Source organism: Ochrobactrum sp. AN78 (genome assembly GCF_029909885.1).
GTDB lineage: Bacteria > Pseudomonadota > Alphaproteobacteria > Rhizobiales > Rhizobiaceae > Brucella > Brucella quorumnocens.
This window is the reverse complement of sequence record NZ_JASAMU010000002.1, coordinates 400,769-415,482: the sequence shown is the minus strand read 5'-3', so window position 1 is coordinate 415,482 and position 14,714 is coordinate 400,769. Positions and strand designations below refer to the sequence as shown.

Genomic DNA, 14,714 nt, shown 5'->3' with positions numbered 1-14,714 from the left:
TGAGCACATTCTAAAAACTGCAAATTGTCTTCAGCATATTTACTTTAAAAGCCGGACGTTATGTCCCCCTCCGACTATTCGCAGGCCCTGCGGTTCTTTGGCCCATTTGTTTGAGGGCCCATTTATTCGCGGGCGCATTTTATTCGCGGGCATTGTCTGGGAGCCAATTACGCCCGGAACGATTCCTTATGACAGTGATGATTGTCGCGGCGATTGAAAGCACGATCAGATATTCGACGAAGCGGAGTGGCATAACGAACCAGCCACTGATTGTGCGCTCGTTCGCGCCATAAAGATTGATGATCTGAAACTCATAATTCACGCCGGTACTGCCGCCGCCATGTGTGACGATTTCTTTGATTTGAAGGTGGCTGCCGCGGCTTCCCAAAAGCCAGGCGAACGGTTGGTTGTAGATTGGATTGCCACGGCTATCCAAACACATGCCGACGAACGACATGAAAGAAATCATGATTGCCGTAGCTTCCGGCTTTCGCCAGTCAACTTTGGTGAACCAGAATATCGCAGAACAAACCATGAGAACAAAAATGCTTGCGACACCATCAATGAAGATGACGCCGTAGATTCCATACATCAGGCCCACTCCCGCAAGGGAGAAGCAAGCAATGACAGCGGCGGCGATGGCAAATATGCCAAGCACTTTCGTTATGGTTCCTGTTTGCATGGCGGGCAAAGAGCATGCGGAAGCAAGAAAGACAAGCTTTATTAGAGTCTTCTACTTTGCGGAGATGTTCGCATGAATATGCGTGTGTTCTCAGAGAGAAGGCCATTGAAGTCGGTCAGTAAAGAGAGGCGGAGATGATTCCGCCTCTCGAGGTCAATTAGAATTCTAGTTCGAACAATCAGAGCCCGGTCATGGCGAGCGAGGCATCGGTATAACGTTTGCCTGCAATTTTCTCAGAATCGAAAAGCGTGTTGAGCCGGTCAAGCTCTTCGGTGGTCAATGTCACGTTGGTTGCTTCCGCATTGTCTTCCAGATGGTTAATCTTGCGAGCCCCGGGAATAGGAACGATGTAATCGCCCTGATTGAGTACCCAGGCGAGTGCCAGCTGGGCCGGAGTCACCTGCTTTCCACGTGCAATCTCGGCAATCAGATCGACCTGTTTGTTGTTGGCTTCAAGATTGCCCGGCTGGAAGCGCGGAAGCGTCTTGCGGAAATCATCCTCTGCCAGATCGGATTGCGAACGCACCTGTCCCGTCAACATGCCGCGACCAAGCGGGCTATAGGGTACGAAGCCTATACCAAGCTCGGCACAGAGTGCCAAAACCTCCTGTTCAGGATCACGCGTCCAGAGTGAATATTCGTTCTGGAGAGCGGCAATCGGGTGAACTGCATGCGCACGGCGGATCGTCTTTCCGCCCGCTTCGGAAAGGCCGATCGTGCGAATTTTGCCTTCATTGATCAGGTCCTTCATCGTGCCGATTACATCCTCGATGGGAACGTTTGGATCGACGCGATGCTGATAAAAGAGATCAATTGTTTCAATACCGAGGCGCTTCAAAGAAGCTTCGGCCACGGCACGGATATTTTCGGGGCGGCTGTCCACACCAACCGGCTTGCCGTCTTCGATTTTGAAGCCGAATTTCGTGGCAATGGTTACTTTATCGCGGAAAGGCTTGAGCGCCTTGCCCAAGAGCTTCTCATTCTCATAGGGGCCATAAACTTCAGCCGTATCGAAGAATGTGATGCCCAGATCAAAAGCACGGTGCAGTGTACGAATGGCATCCTGTTCTTCTTGTCCGCCATAGGCATAGCTCATGCCCATGCAGCCAAGGCCGATTGCGGACACAGTCAGTTCCTGGCCAAGCTTGCGCGTTTTCATCGGTATTCCTTTCGGGACGAGTTCTGAAATTCGAATGTCTGCACATGTATGCAGAACAAAGCGCGGAAACCCCGAGAGGCAAGAGGTGCGTAAGGGGAATGCAATTGCGGGGTTTCCGGTGAGGCAGAAACTACGCCCAGAATCCGTGTTCGATAATACCGATTTATTTTCACGGGTTATTCTATATTTTAGAACAATGAATCGAAATCAGCTTTCCCAACTTGCAGTTCTGGCCGCTGTTGCAGCCCATGGCAGTTTTCGTGGTGCGGCGAGAGAATTGTCGATTGCGCCATCGGCTGTCAGCCATGCCGTTGCAGCTCTCGAAGATAGCCTTGGTATCCGGCTTTTGTCGCGCACCACGCGCAGCGTGGCGCCCACCGATGCCGGACGCCAATTGCTGGAGCGACTTGCGCCCGCGCTTGAGGAAATTCATCAGGCTCTCGGGGCGGCGATAGAAGCGCGTGAGCGCCCTGCAGGAACGCTGAGAATCACGCTGCCGCATATTGCGGCGCAGTTTGTCATTGCACCGCGGCTTGGAGCGTTCGCTGAAGCCTATCCGGATATTACCCTTGATCTGACAGTCGAAAGCGCTTTTACCGATATTGTATCGGCGGGCTTTGATGCAGGCATGCGGCTCGGTGAAAGTCTTGAAGCGGATATGGTCTGCGCACGTCTGACCAGTGATCTGCGGGCAGCAATCGTCGCGTCGCCTTCCTATCTAGCAACTGCACCTATTCCCAAGCATCCCAACGATTTGATGCAGCATCGTTGCGTGCGTCATCGCTTTGCCAGTGGCCGCATATATCGCTGGGAGTTTGAAAAAGCGGGTGAGGAACTGGAAATTGCCATCAACGGCTCGCTCATCCTTAACGATGACAGACTGATTCTCGACGCTATTCTTAACGGTGCCGGTCTTGCCTATCTATTTGAGGACCATGTCCGCGAGGCATTGAAAGACGCTCGGCTTGTCAGAGTGCTTGAAGACTGGTGCCAGCCTTTTGCCGGGCTTTATCTCTATTATCCAAGCCGCCGCCAGATGCGGCCTGCCTTGCGCGCATTCATTGATTTCTTTCGCGGATCTTATGAGATGCAGCACCGCTTTCTTGGGGCGTGAGATTGGACCCTCTTCGTTACTCAGGCCTTTCTGAAAAGGCAAAGAAGGAGCATTTCAGCAGGCTCATCCAAGCTGATCCCGTGCTTTGGGATGCGCTACATCGTGTGCGCAGTCTCAACCTTTCCGATTGGTGGCTTGTATCGGGAGCGCTCTATAATTCTGTGTGGAACGCTTTGACTGGACGCGCCCATGGCTATGGTATCAAAGATATCGACGTCGCATATTTCGATGATCGGGATATTTCGTGGGAAGCTGAGGATAAGGTCATTCAGGCGGGTGCGTCAGTCTTTGCAGGTTTCCCTTTGCCTGTCGAAATACGCAATCAGGCTCGCGTACATCTATGGTTCGAAAAGCGTTTCAATAAGCCCTATATGCCGCTTCGTTGCGCATCCGAATCGATAGAGCGTTATGCAGCTATCGCGCATTGCGTGGGTGTCCGTCTGGAAAATGACGGCAGGCTCACTATTCACGCTCCTTTTGGGTTTGATGATATTTTTTCGTTTCGTATTCGGCCCAATCGTGCCATCGATAACCGCGAAACATATGACATCAAGGCTCGTCGCGCGTTGGAACACTGGCCCGAACTGATTGTTCAGTGCTGGGGCGAACAAGGTTGAAGCCGATATAGATAAGGGAATAGCATGTTTCGTTGGGGTATTCTTTCCACCGCCAAGATTGGCGTCACGCAGGTCATTCCGGCGCTGTGTGCTTCCGATAATGGTGTGGTTCATGCGATTGCCAGCCGCGATCATGCACGCGCTCGCGCTGTTGCTGACCGTTTTGGCGCGCCGCTCGCCTTCGGTTCCTATGAAGAGCTGCTGGCAAGTGAAGAAGTGGATGGCGTTTATATCCCGTTGCCAACTTCGCAGCATATCGAATGGACATTGAAGGCGGCTCAGGCTGGCAAGCATGTGCTTTGTGAAAAGCCGATTGCTTTGAAAGCCGACGATATTGATCAGCTGATTGCGGCACGCGACAAACACAAGGTCATAATCGCAGAAGCTTTTATGGTCTATTACCACCCGCAATGGATCAAGCTTCGCTATCTTCTCGCGGAAGGTGCCATTGGGAGATTGCGCCACGTGCAGGGCGCATTCAGCTATTTCAACGACGATCCGGGCAATATGCGCAATCAGCCGGAACTCGGTGGCGGTGCGCTGCCCGATATTGGCGTGTATCCGACGGTGGTCACGCGGATGGTAACGGAAAAAGAGCCGCTCTCGGTTCAGGCTTCGGTCGAGTTCGATCCGAGGTTCGGCACTGATCGCTATGCGAATGTATCTGCGCGATTCGATGGCTTTGACTTGAGCTTCTATGTTGCAACCCAGCTCGCTGGTCGCCAAACCATGGTTTTCCACGGCGATAAGGGATTTATTGAGGTTCACGCGCCATTCAACACCGGCAAATATGGCCATGGCCGCATTACGCTCTATAATGCAGGACATACGGAGGCGACTGAATGGTCGTTCTCCGATACAAACCACTACCAGCTTCAGGCTGAAAACTTCGTGCGGGCCACGAAGGGCGAAGGCGTGATGCTGTTTTCTTTGGAAAACTCGAAGGCAAATCAGAAATTCATCGATGCGATTTATATGGCGGGTAAAAGCAACGGTTTCGTAAACGTCTAAGAGAACCGTAAATTTTGACAGGCAGGAATCTTTCGCTCTCACACAGCTTGTGACTTGCAGTGAAAAACAGCCTTTCTTATATACGCCACGCACGAGGCTTTGATGACAGGCCCGGTTGGTCAATGGTGATCTTCCGTACCGCAACCTTGAAGCAAGCATTGTGAAATCGATAGGAGCCGCTTATGGAACGCTCGGTAGAGGTCCTGGCGGTTTGCTGAATGGAGAGAAATATGGCTAAAGTTATTGGTATCGATCTGGGAACGACCAACTCCTGCGTTGCCGTCATGGACGGAAAAAGCGCGAAGGTCATCGAAAATGCTGAAGGTGCTCGCACAACGCCTTCGATCATCGCTTTCAGCGATAGTGACGAGCGCCTCGCTGGCCAGCCTGCGAAGCGTCAGGCTGTCACTAATCCTGAAGGCACCCTGTTTGCCGTCAAGCGTCTGATTGGTCGCCGCTTTGATGACCCAATGGTCACCAAGGACAAGGATCTCGTTCCTTACAAGATCGTCAAGGGTGACAATGGTGACGCATGGGTAGAAACCCACGGCAAGAAGTATTCCCCATCGCAGGTTTCCGCGATGATCCTTCAGAAGATGAAGGAAACCGCTGAATCATATCTCGGCGAAACCGTGACGCAGGCTGTTATTACGGTTCCGGCATACTTCAATGATGCTCAGCGTCAGGCAACCAAGGATGCCGGCAAGATCGCTGGTCTTGAAGTTCTGCGTATCATCAACGAGCCAACGGCTGCAGCACTTGCTTACGGTCTCGATAAGAGCGAAGGCAAGACCATCGCTGTTTACGATCTTGGCGGCGGCACGTTCGACGTTTCGGTTCTTGAAATCGGCGACGGCGTGTTTGAAGTAAAGTCCACCAACGGTGACACGTTCCTCGGCGGTGAAGACTTCGACATGCGTCTGGTCGAGTATCTGGTTGCCGAGTTCAAGAAAGAACAGGGCATCGATCTTAAGAAAGACAAGCTTGCTCTGCAGCGCCTCAAGGAAGCTGCCGAAAAGGCCAAGATTGAGCTTTCCGCTGCTCAGCAGACCGAAATCAACCTGCCGTTCATCACGGCCGACCAGACCGGTCCTAAGCACCTTGCAATCAAGCTTTCGCGTTCGAAGTTTGAAAGCCTCGTCGACGACCTCGTTCAGCGCACGGTCGAGCCATGCAAGGCAGCTCTTCGCGATGCGGGCCTGAAGGCTGGCGACATTGACGAAGTGGTTCTGGTTGGCGGTATGACCCGTATGCCGAAGATCCAGGAAGTCGTTAAGGCTTTCTTCGGCAAGGAACCACACAAGGGCGTAAACCCTGACGAAGTTGTTGCCATGGGTGCGGCCATTCAGGGCGGCGTTCTGCAGGGCGACGTCAAGGACGTTCTGCTGCTCGACGTGACCCCGCTTTCGCTCGGCATTGAAACGCTCGGTGGCGTATTCACCCGCTTGATCGAACGCAACACGACGATCCCGACCAAGAAGTCGCAGACCTTCTCGACGGCTGAAGACAATCAGTCGGCAGTGACGATCCGCGTCTTCCAGGGCGAGCGTGAAATGGCAGCTGACAACAAGATCCTCGGCCAGTTCGACCTCGTTGGCATTCCGCCGGCACCGCGTGGCGTTCCACAGATCGAAGTCACCTTCGACATCGATGCCAACGGTATTGTGAATGTGTCTGCAAAGGACAAGGGCACCGGCAAGGAACACCAGATCCGCATTCAGGCATCGGGTGGTCTTTCGGACGCTGACATCGAAAAGATGGTCAAGGACGCTGAAGCAAATGCTGAAGCCGACAAGCAGCGCCGCGATGCGGTTGAAGCCAAGAACCAGGGTGAAAGCCTGCTTCATTCGTCTGAAAAGTCGTTGAAGGAATATGGTGACAAGGTTTCGGCTGAAGACAAGCAGGCAATCGAAGGCGCAATCGCAGCGCTGAAGACCTCGCTTGAAGGCGACGATGCTGAAGATATCAAGGCGAAGACGCAGGTTCTTGCCGAAGCTTCCATGAAGCTTGGTCAGGCTATGTATGAAGCAGCTCAGGCTGCCGAAGATGCAGGCGCTGAAGGTGGCGAGCAGGCTTCTTCCAACGACGATGTCGTTGACGCCGATTACGAAGAAATCGACGACGACAAGAAAAAGTCGTAAGCCTTGTCCGTAAAGCTTAAGCCCGGGTCATTCCCGGGCTTTTGCGGCCTTTCGGGACGGTTGCACCGGACGGACAAAAATAAAAAACAGTCCAGCAGACAGGTCATATAGAGGCCGCTTTGCGCAAAATGGGACCGTGGAGACGCAATCCGGAAAAAGGATGCGATCCAGCCGTCGGGATAACGAACTATGAAGATCGATTATTACGAAGCTCTGGGTGTGGAGCGAACTGCAGACGATAAGGTGCTCAAAACCGCCTTTCGCAAGCTCGCCATGGAATACCATCCGGATCGCAATCCGAACAATCCGGATGCAGAACGCAAGTTCAAGGAAATCGGTGAAGCTTATGAAACGCTGAAAGATCCGCAAAAGCGCGCAGCCTATGACCGTTTCGGTCACGCAGCCTTTGAAAATGGCGGCATGGGCAATGGCTTTGGTGGTGGTGGCGGCGGTTTCGGTGGAGCCGGTGGCTTTGCCGATATTTTCGAAGATATTTTTGGCGAGATGATGGGCGGCGGTCGTCGTCGCTCCAATGGTGGACGCGAACGCGGCGCCGATCTGCGCTACAATATGGAAGTCACGCTTGAGGAAGCCTATTCCGGCAAGGCCGCACAGATTCGCGTGCCGACATCCATCACCTGTGACGAATGCTCAGGGTCTGGCGCCAAGGCCGGGTCACAGCCGACCACTTGCACCATGTGTTCGGGTTCGGGCCGTGTACGTGCCGCGCAGGGCTTCTTCTCTGTAGAGCGCACTTGCCCAACCTGTAACGGTCGCGGCCAGATCATCAAGGACCCTTGCGGCAAGTGTCACGGTCAGGGCCGAGTGACACAGGAGCGTTCGCTCTCGGTCAACATTCCGGCCGGTATCGAAGATGGCACCCGTATTCGTCTCGCAGGCGAAGGCGAAGCTGGAACGCGCGGTGGTCCATCGGGTGATCTTTACATCTTCCTGTCGGTCAAACCGCATGAGTTTTTCCAGCGCGATGGTGCTGATCTTTACTGCAAAGTGCCGATCTCGATGACGACAGCAGCGCTGGGCGGAGATTTTGAAGTCTCCACGCTTGATAGCACCCAGACGCGTGTGAAGGTGCCTGAAGGTACCCAGAACGCCAAGCAGTTCCGCCTCAAGGGCAAAGGCATGCCGGTTTTACGCCAGCAGGCAGTGGGCGATCTCTATATCCAGATCGATATTGAGACACCGCAAAACCTGTCCAAACGTCAGCGCGAATTACTTGAGGAATTTGAACAACTCTCGTCCAAGGAGAACAGTCCGAAATCGGCAGGCTTCTTCTCCCGGATGAAGGAGTTTTTCGAAGGTATAGGTGAGTGAAGAAAAGGGAGCCGTTTGGCTCCCTTTTTTTACGCTTTCCTTAATGTCGCCTTGCCTAAATACTCCAATGCGGCATAAACTTGTCTGATAACGACAATGGGAGCAGTGAAGAATGGCAGGACAGCTCGGCAGGAAACTGGCCGCTAAGTTCGATGAAGAAATCCGTTTTTTCAAAGGTTGGATAGACGGACCAAAGGCGGTCGGAGCGATATTGCCGACAAGTTCCATCACGGCGCGACGCATGGCGAGCGTCATCGACACGAAATCAGGTCTGCCAGTTCTAGAGCTCGGACCGGGCACAGGTGTGATCACCAAAGCCATTCTAGCCCATGGTGTGAAGCCAGCCGATCTCTATTCGGTCGAATATTCACCGGATTTCGTGGAGCATCTTGACCGGGCTTTTCCCGATGTGAACATCATTCAGGGAGATGTGTTCGATCTCGATCTGGCGCTTGGCGATATGAAAGATCAGAAATTCGACAGCATCGTTTCCGCTGTTCCCATGCTGAACTTTCCGATGGAAAGCCGCATTCAGCTTATGGAAAGCCTGTTGTCCCGTATGCCGCGTGGTCGTCCTCTGATACAGATTACTTATGGTCCGCGCCCGCCGGTTCCGGCAGGCAAGGGCAATTACATTGTGCAGCATTATGATTTCGTTGTGCGCAATGTCCCTCCTGCGCAGCTCTGGGTCTATCGCAGCCCGCTCGTTTGATCCCATACGGAGTTAAGTAATCTGATGACGGCAAAGATCCTGATTTTTGCGGGCTCTATCCGCAAGGGGGCGTTCTCAGGCCATATGGCAGATGCAGCCGCCGGGGAACTGGTAGCTCAGGGTGCAAGCGTAACACATATCTCGCTGGCCGATTTTCAGCTTCCGATTATGAATGAGGATCTGGAAGCTGAAGAAGGCATTCCTGACAACGCCATGAAGCTTGGCCGTCTCTTTGCAGCACATGACGGGCTGATGATCTGTTCGCCGGAATATAATGCGTCAATTCCGCCGCTGCTTAAAAACACGGTTGATTGGGCCAGCCGTATTTCCAGAGATGGTGACAAGCCGTTCAGGCCTTATGCGGGTTTGACGGTCGGCCTTTGTTCGACGTCAAACGGCGCTTTTGCTGGTATGCGTGGGCTTTATCATCTACGCGCCGTTCTGATGAATGTGGGCACGCAGATCGTCAGCGAGCAGTGCTCGGTCGGTGGTGCAGCTGACGCTTTCAATGATGACGGCACGCTCAAGAACGAGCGCCACGCCAAAATGCTGAGCGCTGTTTGCGCCAGCCTTATCAAGCACTCGGTCAATCCAGGACGTTAAATTTAGTTTCTATCTGACAATTTCAGGGCGCGGTATCTTTCGTACCGCGCCCTGTTGTGCGAATAAACTAAAAATCATATCGGAGAATAGCATGACGACGACAGATTTGCGTGATCGGCTGATCGTGGGCCTCGACGTGCCAACCGTTGCTGAAGCGGAAAAAGTGGTCGAAGAACTGGGCGATGCTGTCACGTTCTACAAGATTGGCTATCAGCTGGTGTTTGCAGGTGGTCTCGATTTTGCAAAGAGCCTGATTGCGGCCAAGAAAAAAGTTTTCCTCGACATGAAGCTCCTCGACATCGATAACACCATCGCCAAGGGCGTGGAGAATGTCGCGAAGATGGGCGTTTCCATGCTCACCCTGCACGCCTATCCGAAAGCCATGCGCGCGGCTGTTCAAGCAGCGAGAGGCTCAGATCTCTGCCTGCTTGGCGTGACGGTGCTGACCTCGATGGATGATGCTGATCTGAAGGAAGCAGGTTATTCCGATACGCCGGAAGCACTGGTGCTCAAGCGCGCAGAGCAGGCGCGTGAGGCGGGCATGGGCGGCATTGTGGCTTCTGCCGCTGAAGCTTATGCCATCCGTCAGGCAATCGGTCCCGATATGGCAGTTGTTACGCCGGGTATTCGTCCGGCAGGCAGCGAGATGGGCGACCAGAAGCGCGTGATGACGCCCGCAGATGCTCTCAAAGCTGGCGCAAGCCACCTTGTCGTTGCGCGGCCAATTGTCGGCGCCGCTGATCGCAAGGCTTCAGCCCTTGCCATTCTGGAAGAAATGCGCTCGGTTGGCTGAAAGAGGAGGATGATATGACCAAAGCCTATTGGATCGCCCGTGTGGATGCTCGCGATACGGAGCGTTACAAAGATTACGTTTCTACCGCCAAGCCTGCTTTTGAGCGCTATGGTGCAAAGTTTATTGCACGTGGCGGCAAGGCTGAGGCCGTTGAAGGGCCGGGGCGTGCCCGCAATGTCATCATCGAATTTGAGTCTATGCAGCACGCGCTCGACTGCTACAATTCGTCCGAATATCAGGCCGCAAAAGCCATCCGCCAAACCGTAGCGGACGGCGAAATCGTCATCGTTGAAGGCGTCGCCTGATTATAATCTTACTGGCGGGTCGTGACGACCGGAGACAGACAGATCAAGCAATATGACCTTGCCCGCATGCGGATCTGCATTGCGGGCATTTTCATTCATGCCTTCGTGCGCGCTGGTGACAATCAAGACAGAGGCGTCTGCACCGATGAAAGCCGGGCAGGTTGGCTGGGTAACGGGTAGCTTGATCGAACGTAAGAGCCGCCCCTGCGACGAATAAGCGTTAAGGGCGCTGCCGCCCCAGCATGCATTCCACAAGGTGCCTTCCGCATCGACCACCGAGCCATCAACGCCACCATCTTCGACACGATGATGGAAAACGCTTTTTTCAGAGACCGGCAGGCCGGTTTCGGGGTCGGTATCGACCCGCCATATGATATTGCGGTCGGTATCGGCAAAATAAGTGATCTTGCCATCCCGCGAAAAGCAGATTGAGTTGGTGATCGTGATACCAGAGAACAGTTTTTTCACATGGCCTTCACGATACCACCAGATCGAGCCGGCACCCTTCTCGGCCTTCTTGCCCATGGTGCCGATCCAGAAGGAGCCGGACGGGTGCACACGTGCATCGTTGGAGCGGGTGATGGCATTATCGGCTTCGAGCGGATGATGCAGTGTGAGACGCCCATTGGCACGCTCGCGCACAAAAAGTCCGTGCTCGCTGACAATCAACTGCCGCTCACGATCAATAACCGCAAGCGCACTGGCTTTCATGCCAAGATCATGCGTGCGAACTTCACCGCTGTCGTCTCTCTCGATCAACCTTTGACCGAGAATATCGAACCACCAGCACTGACCGGTAAGCGGATCATAACCCGGGCCTTCACCCAGTTCGGTGACATGATCAGCAAAGAATGTTGTTTTGACTGCGGTCACTTTTCTCTCCCGGCTTTGGTCCAGCTCTGGCGTTAACAGCATAATCAACAGACAAGCAGCAATCCAGTTGCAAAAATCTGCGCGTGTTCATGAAGCGTCTATGAAACCTGCATGATCGGAAACGGCTATGTCGTCTGCAAAATTCGCTTTAGAGCGCGTTTCGATCTGATTTGATCAGATCGGCGCTCTCAACGCATTTTATCTACGCATCGTGCTTTCCTAAAATTGATTCCGATTTTAGGGCCGATGCGCTAAGTTCCGGCAACTGAGAATCGCGAGGAAATCATGTCGCTAAAAGTTGCGGTCCAGATGGACCATATCAGCACGGTCAATATTACGGGTGACACCACTTTTGCTCTGTCACTTGAAGCGCAGAAGCGCGGCCATGAGCTGTATCATTACACACCAGACCGGCTTTCGATGCGCGATGGTATTGTTTCAGCTCGCGTTGAAAAACTGGAACTGCGTGACATCAAGGGCGATCACTACACGCTGGGTGAGCCGGTGCGCCGCGATCTTTCAGAAATGGATGTGGTTCTGCTGCGTCAGGACCCGCCGTTCGACATGAACTATATAACCACTACGCATCTTCTGGAGCGTATCCATCCAAAGACGCTGGTGGTGAACGACCCGGCATGGGTTCGCAACAGCCCGGAAAAGATTTTCGTCACCGAATTTCCGGACCTGATGCCCGAAACGCTGATTACCAAGGACCCGCAGGAGGTTCTAGAGTTTCGCCGCGAGTTTGGCGATATCATCTTAAAGCCACTTTACGGCAATGGTGGTGCGGGCGTGTTCCATCTGGCTGATGGCGATCGCAATCTGACCTCGTTGCTCGAAATGTTCGGACAGCTGTTCAAAGAACCGTTCATCGCGCAGCGTTATCTCAAAGATGTGCGCTCAGGTGACAAGCGTATCATTCTGATTGATGGTGAGCCGGTCGGCGCAATCAATCGTGTGCCTTCGGAAACCGATGCGCGTTCCAACATGCATGTTGGCGGTCGTGCAGAACAGAGCAAGCTGACTGCACGTGAGCAGGAAATCTGCGCGCGCATCGGCCCGTCGCTGAAAGAGCGCGGCTTCATCCTCGTTGGTATCGACGTGATTGGCGATTATATGACCGAGATCAATGTAACCTCGCCAACCGGCATTCGGGAAATCGAACGCTTCGACGGCACCAATATTGCGGCCCTGTTCTGGGACGCGGTTGAAGCCAAGCGTAAGTAAAAAATCGGGCTTTAAGCCTTCGTTTGAAAGAGAATCGCGTCCGTTGCGGACGCGATTCCGCTATTTTTCCGTCTTGCCGATAAAATCAGCCGGGTTTTTATATTTTACCGTTTGCAGATGTTCGCAATAAAGGACGAGTTCTCCCTCGCCTTTGAAGATCTCATAGCTTGCACGGATTAGGCCAAGTTCCTTGTAGCGCGGCGTTTTTTCCATATTCGTGCGCACTGCATAAATCGTATCTCCTATGAAGACCGGTTTGATGAAACGCAGTTTGTCATAGCCATAAGAAAACGCATTTACGCAGTTGGTGGCCACCAGGCCAAGGCCCGCGGAAAAGACAAATGCGCCTGCAATCAGCCTTCGTCCGAATATTCCTTCGCTGCGCGCGAACATTTCATCCTGAACGTAAGGGTGAATATCGGTAACCAGCAGATTGAACTGATGGCTGTCGCCTTCCGATATTGTGCGTCGCAACGATCTGATCTTCTGCCCGACTGGCCAATCCTCATAGAACCAGTTTTCGGCGTTCCATACCGGTAACCTGGCATGTTCTGGCGGCATATCGGTCGGCATTGTCGAAGAGACTCCGACCGTTGGCGCAACGTTAGACATTTTTTCCTCCACAGTTCTTATATGAAGTATGCATTCATATATGCATAACAATCAAGTCAGAAAGCTCAATGCTGGCGACCGATTTAGCCAGTAGGCCAGCATCTGCGAAGCTTGCTCTCTCGTACGAGAAATGCTTAAATCCTTTGGTTGTATACAAGCACAAACTCACGTTAGAGGTGTGTAAAATACCGAGTGGGGGCTCATGGTCGCGCGAGTAGGAACAGTTGCGTTTCAGGGCATAGAAGCTGTGCCTGTCGATGTGCAGGTCATGGTTGCACCGGGCAAGATGGGCATGTCGATATATGGGCTAATTAATATTATTTCACCAAGCGCCTATACCGACTTCAATCGTCGATGTTACATTTTATATCGCAACTCATGGTTTAGAAGACTGAAGATTTTCTGTGACCATTGGTAACCAGAGGAGGCCTTCTTAGCGTTAGAAAAGCCCTTTTTAATAGCATCGGCGCTTGCGGTCGGCAGGACACCACTAACCTTGTCACGAACGGTTTGTATGGTTTCAGACGAAGGCAGATCGTCACAATATTGATTTATTCGGCCAAGCATAAGGCTTAGTTCCAGTAAATTCGATTCCGCCAGCGGCAAGAGCGACGTAGCAGCCTGTATCCGCGACGAAAACCGCTTCGCTTTCACTTCCATCGCACGCCAATCAGGTGTCTTCTCCTTTGCGAGAACGCATCCGTCGTGAACTTCCGCCAGCATAGGGGCGATTTTATCGGCGTCAGTTGGCGGGAGCAGCTGTGCAGTTCGGCGCTCTAATATTCTGATAGTGGCTAAGATACTGTCTGGATCGACCTGTGCAATCCAACCGAATTCTCCGAGAATCAACTCGATAGACGCCCAGAGGTCTGCACCGTAGTAACCAAGTTCCAAGGCGGCAATCAGTCGCTCTCGGCCAGGTTTTGCAGTCTCCAACTTCATCTGTGGATAGTGAGCGTTAAAGACCTCAGGATTTAGTATCAGACCAGCGACGATCTCATCCCAATAAAGAAGCGAGACTGAAAACCGGCCCTGTGCAACTCGCTGGTCGGATAGGTTGCGCACCTGCTGCTGTAGTTTGGCATCATGTTCCGCAGTCGTGGCAATAAACAAGGTGACAAGCTGCCCTTCGAATTTATCGGCTTTTTCAATCTCCTCGAGAACATCACTGGTACCCAACTTTTTAACGCGCTTGCATTGGATACCGATTGGCCTGCCGATTTCATCCGGCCCTAAGATGTCGACCCCTTGTTGCGGTTGACCCGTTCGACCATTCTTTTGAAGCGTAGAGCTTTTCCATCTTTGTGCCATCGCGTCGCGAACGATGGTTTCGAAATCTTGCCAGTTTCTTGGCAATGGTAGTTCAAGACTGGTTACTGAGGGCATAAATCCTCCGAGTAAGGGCGATTGGAGCGAGCCTATGCGATTAGTCGCTGCCTATAGGACATTCAATTGCAAAAAAACACATCGGCGTTAATCGCCATGCAATATTGCCCCAGAGGGGGGCTGCTTTGGATGAACATTGACAATTAA

Annotated in this window: 16 protein-coding genes and 1 pseudogene; 12 read left to right on the top strand and 5 right to left on the bottom strand. The window is 52.9% G+C overall.

Translation table 11 applies throughout. The features are described from left to right. Positions 1–139: 139 nt before the first annotated feature. Positions 140–592 carry a hypothetical protein gene (locus tag QBD00_RS05485; RefSeq protein WP_318578855.1) on the bottom strand — a complete coding sequence of 151 codons (453 nt, stop codon included), beginning with the start codon at positions 590–592 and terminating at the stop codon, positions 140–142. A 31-nt stretch (positions 593–623) separates the two neighbouring features. On the opposite strand from QBD00_RS05485, the gene QBD00_RS05480 reads away from it, so the two are divergent. Next, positions 624–758: a hypothetical protein gene (locus tag QBD00_RS05480; RefSeq protein WP_264230453.1), complete on the top strand. Its 135-nt coding sequence runs from the start codon at positions 624–626 to the stop codon at positions 756–758. 102 nt (positions 759–860) lie between these two features. On the opposite strand, the gene QBD00_RS05475 is transcribed toward QBD00_RS05480, so the two are convergent. After that, a complete protein-coding gene (locus QBD00_RS05475; RefSeq protein WP_318578854.1) occupies positions 861–1,841 on the bottom strand; it encodes an aldo/keto reductase in 981 nt (326 codons plus the stop codon). A gap of 196 nt (positions 1,842–2,037) precedes the next feature. On the opposite strand from QBD00_RS05475, the gene QBD00_RS05470 reads away from it, so the two are divergent. From QBD00_RS05470 to QBD00_RS05430, 9 genes are all read left to right on the top strand, one after another. Next, complete coding sequence (locus tag QBD00_RS05470) at positions 2,038–2,955, top strand: LysR family transcriptional regulator (protein ID WP_095447758.1); 918 nt, start codon at positions 2,038–2,040, stop codon at positions 2,953–2,955. Between the two features lie 2 nt (positions 2,956–2,957). Next, the gene (locus QBD00_RS05465) at positions 2,958–3,572 is read left to right on the top strand and encodes a nucleotidyltransferase family protein (protein WP_318578853.1); all 615 of its coding nucleotides are present in this window, start codon (positions 2,958–2,960) and stop codon (positions 3,570–3,572) included. Positions 3,573–3,596: 24 nt separating this feature from the next. Continuing rightward, a complete protein-coding gene (locus tag QBD00_RS05460) occupies positions 3,597–4,583 on the top strand; it encodes a Gfo/Idh/MocA family protein (protein ID WP_151092488.1) in 987 nt (328 codons plus the stop codon). A gap of 230 nt (positions 4,584–4,813) precedes the next feature. Next, positions 4,814–6,724: a molecular chaperone DnaK gene (gene dnaK, locus QBD00_RS05455; protein ID WP_095447761.1), complete on the top strand. Its 1,911-nt coding sequence runs from the start codon at positions 4,814–4,816 to the stop codon at positions 6,722–6,724. Positions 6,725–6,913: 189 nt separating this feature from the next. After that, a complete protein-coding gene (dnaJ, locus tag QBD00_RS05450) occupies positions 6,914–8,056 on the top strand; it encodes a molecular chaperone DnaJ (protein WP_095447762.1) in 1,143 nt (380 codons plus the stop codon). Positions 8,057–8,168: 112 nt separating this feature from the next. After that, a complete protein-coding gene (pmtA, locus tag QBD00_RS05445) occupies positions 8,169–8,768 on the top strand; it encodes a phospholipid N-methyltransferase PmtA (protein WP_095447763.1) in 600 nt (199 codons plus the stop codon). Between the two features lie 24 nt (positions 8,769–8,792). After that, positions 8,793–9,371 carry an NAD(P)H-dependent oxidoreductase gene (locus QBD00_RS05440; protein ID WP_318578852.1) on the top strand — a complete coding sequence of 193 codons (579 nt, stop codon included), beginning with the start codon at positions 8,793–8,795 and terminating at the stop codon, positions 9,369–9,371. 91 nt (positions 9,372–9,462) lie between these two features. After that, positions 9,463–10,164, top strand: coding sequence for an orotidine-5'-phosphate decarboxylase (pyrF, locus tag QBD00_RS05435; RefSeq protein WP_318578851.1), 702 nt, complete (start codon positions 9,463–9,465; stop codon positions 10,162–10,164). Between the two features lie 14 nt (positions 10,165–10,178). Continuing rightward, positions 10,179–10,469 (top strand): DUF1330 domain-containing protein, encoded by a 291-nt coding sequence (locus tag QBD00_RS05430; protein ID WP_095447766.1) that lies wholly within the window; start codon positions 10,179–10,181, stop codon positions 10,467–10,469. On the opposite strand, the gene QBD00_RS05425 is transcribed toward QBD00_RS05430, so the two are convergent. Next, entirely contained in the window at positions 10,470–11,342 is an 873-nt protein-coding gene (locus tag QBD00_RS05425) for an SMP-30/gluconolactonase/LRE family protein (protein WP_318578850.1), read from the bottom strand. Between the two features lie 285 nt (positions 11,343–11,627). On the opposite strand from QBD00_RS05425, the gene gshB reads away from it, so the two are divergent. Next, the gene (gshB, locus tag QBD00_RS05420; RefSeq protein WP_095447768.1) at positions 11,628–12,569 is read left to right on the top strand and encodes a glutathione synthase; all 942 of its coding nucleotides are present in this window, start codon (positions 11,628–11,630) and stop codon (positions 12,567–12,569) included. A gap of 60 nt (positions 12,570–12,629) precedes the next feature. On the opposite strand, the gene QBD00_RS05415 is transcribed toward gshB, so the two are convergent. Further along, entirely contained in the window at positions 12,630–13,181 is a 552-nt protein-coding gene (locus QBD00_RS05415) for a MaoC family dehydratase (protein WP_151092494.1), read from the bottom strand. Between the two features lie 202 nt (positions 13,182–13,383). On the opposite strand from QBD00_RS05415, the pseudogene QBD00_RS05410 reads away from it, so the two are divergent. Then, positions 13,384–13,491, top strand: a pseudogene (locus QBD00_RS05410) (ATP-binding protein); the annotation flags it as partial. A gap of 47 nt (positions 13,492–13,538) precedes the next feature. On the opposite strand, the gene QBD00_RS05405 reads toward QBD00_RS05410, so the two are convergent. Then, on the bottom strand, positions 13,539–14,567 hold the full coding sequence (locus tag QBD00_RS05405; RefSeq protein WP_318578849.1) for a hypothetical protein: 1,029 nt from the start codon (positions 14,565–14,567) through the stop codon (positions 13,539–13,541). Positions 14,568–14,714: the final 147 nt, after the last annotated feature.

What these genes read in the sequence shown, in the direction of transcription:
- QBD00_RS05485 (WP_318578855.1), bottom strand. Translation starts at nt 592, where the DNA reads ATGTATGGAATCTACGGCGTCATCTTCATTGATGGTGTCGCAAGCATT.
- QBD00_RS05470 (WP_095447758.1), top strand. Translation starts at nt 2,038, where the DNA reads ATGAATCGAAATCAGCTTTCCCAACTTGCAGTTCTGGCCGCTGTTGCA.
- QBD00_RS05405 (WP_318578849.1), bottom strand. Translation starts at nt 14,567, where the DNA reads ATGCCCTCAGTAACCAGTCTTGAACTACCATTGCCAAGAAACTGGCAA.
- dnaJ (WP_095447762.1), top strand. Translation starts at nt 6,914, where the DNA reads ATGAAGATCGATTATTACGAAGCTCTGGGTGTGGAGCGAACTGCAGAC.
- QBD00_RS05480 (WP_264230453.1), top strand. Translation starts at nt 624, where the DNA reads ATGACAGCGGCGGCGATGGCAAATATGCCAAGCACTTTCGTTATGGTT.
- pyrF (WP_318578851.1), top strand. Translation starts at nt 9,463, where the DNA reads ATGACGACGACAGATTTGCGTGATCGGCTGATCGTGGGCCTCGACGTG.
- QBD00_RS05440 (WP_318578852.1), top strand. Translation starts at nt 8,793, where the DNA reads ATGACGGCAAAGATCCTGATTTTTGCGGGCTCTATCCGCAAGGGGGCG.
- QBD00_RS05460 (WP_151092488.1), top strand. Translation starts at nt 3,597, where the DNA reads ATGTTTCGTTGGGGTATTCTTTCCACCGCCAAGATTGGCGTCACGCAG.
- pmtA (WP_095447763.1), top strand. Translation starts at nt 8,169, where the DNA reads ATGGCAGGACAGCTCGGCAGGAAACTGGCCGCTAAGTTCGATGAAGAA.
- dnaK (WP_095447761.1), top strand. Translation starts at nt 4,814, where the DNA reads ATGGCTAAAGTTATTGGTATCGATCTGGGAACGACCAACTCCTGCGTT.
- QBD00_RS05475 (WP_318578854.1), bottom strand. Translation starts at nt 1,841, where the DNA reads ATGAAAACGCGCAAGCTTGGCCAGGAACTGACTGTGTCCGCAATCGGC.
- QBD00_RS05430 (WP_095447766.1), top strand. Translation starts at nt 10,179, where the DNA reads ATGACCAAAGCCTATTGGATCGCCCGTGTGGATGCTCGCGATACGGAG.
- gshB (WP_095447768.1), top strand. Translation starts at nt 11,628, where the DNA reads ATGTCGCTAAAAGTTGCGGTCCAGATGGACCATATCAGCACGGTCAAT.
- QBD00_RS05415 (WP_151092494.1), bottom strand. Translation starts at nt 13,181, where the DNA reads ATGTCTAACGTTGCGCCAACGGTCGGAGTCTCTTCGACAATGCCGACC.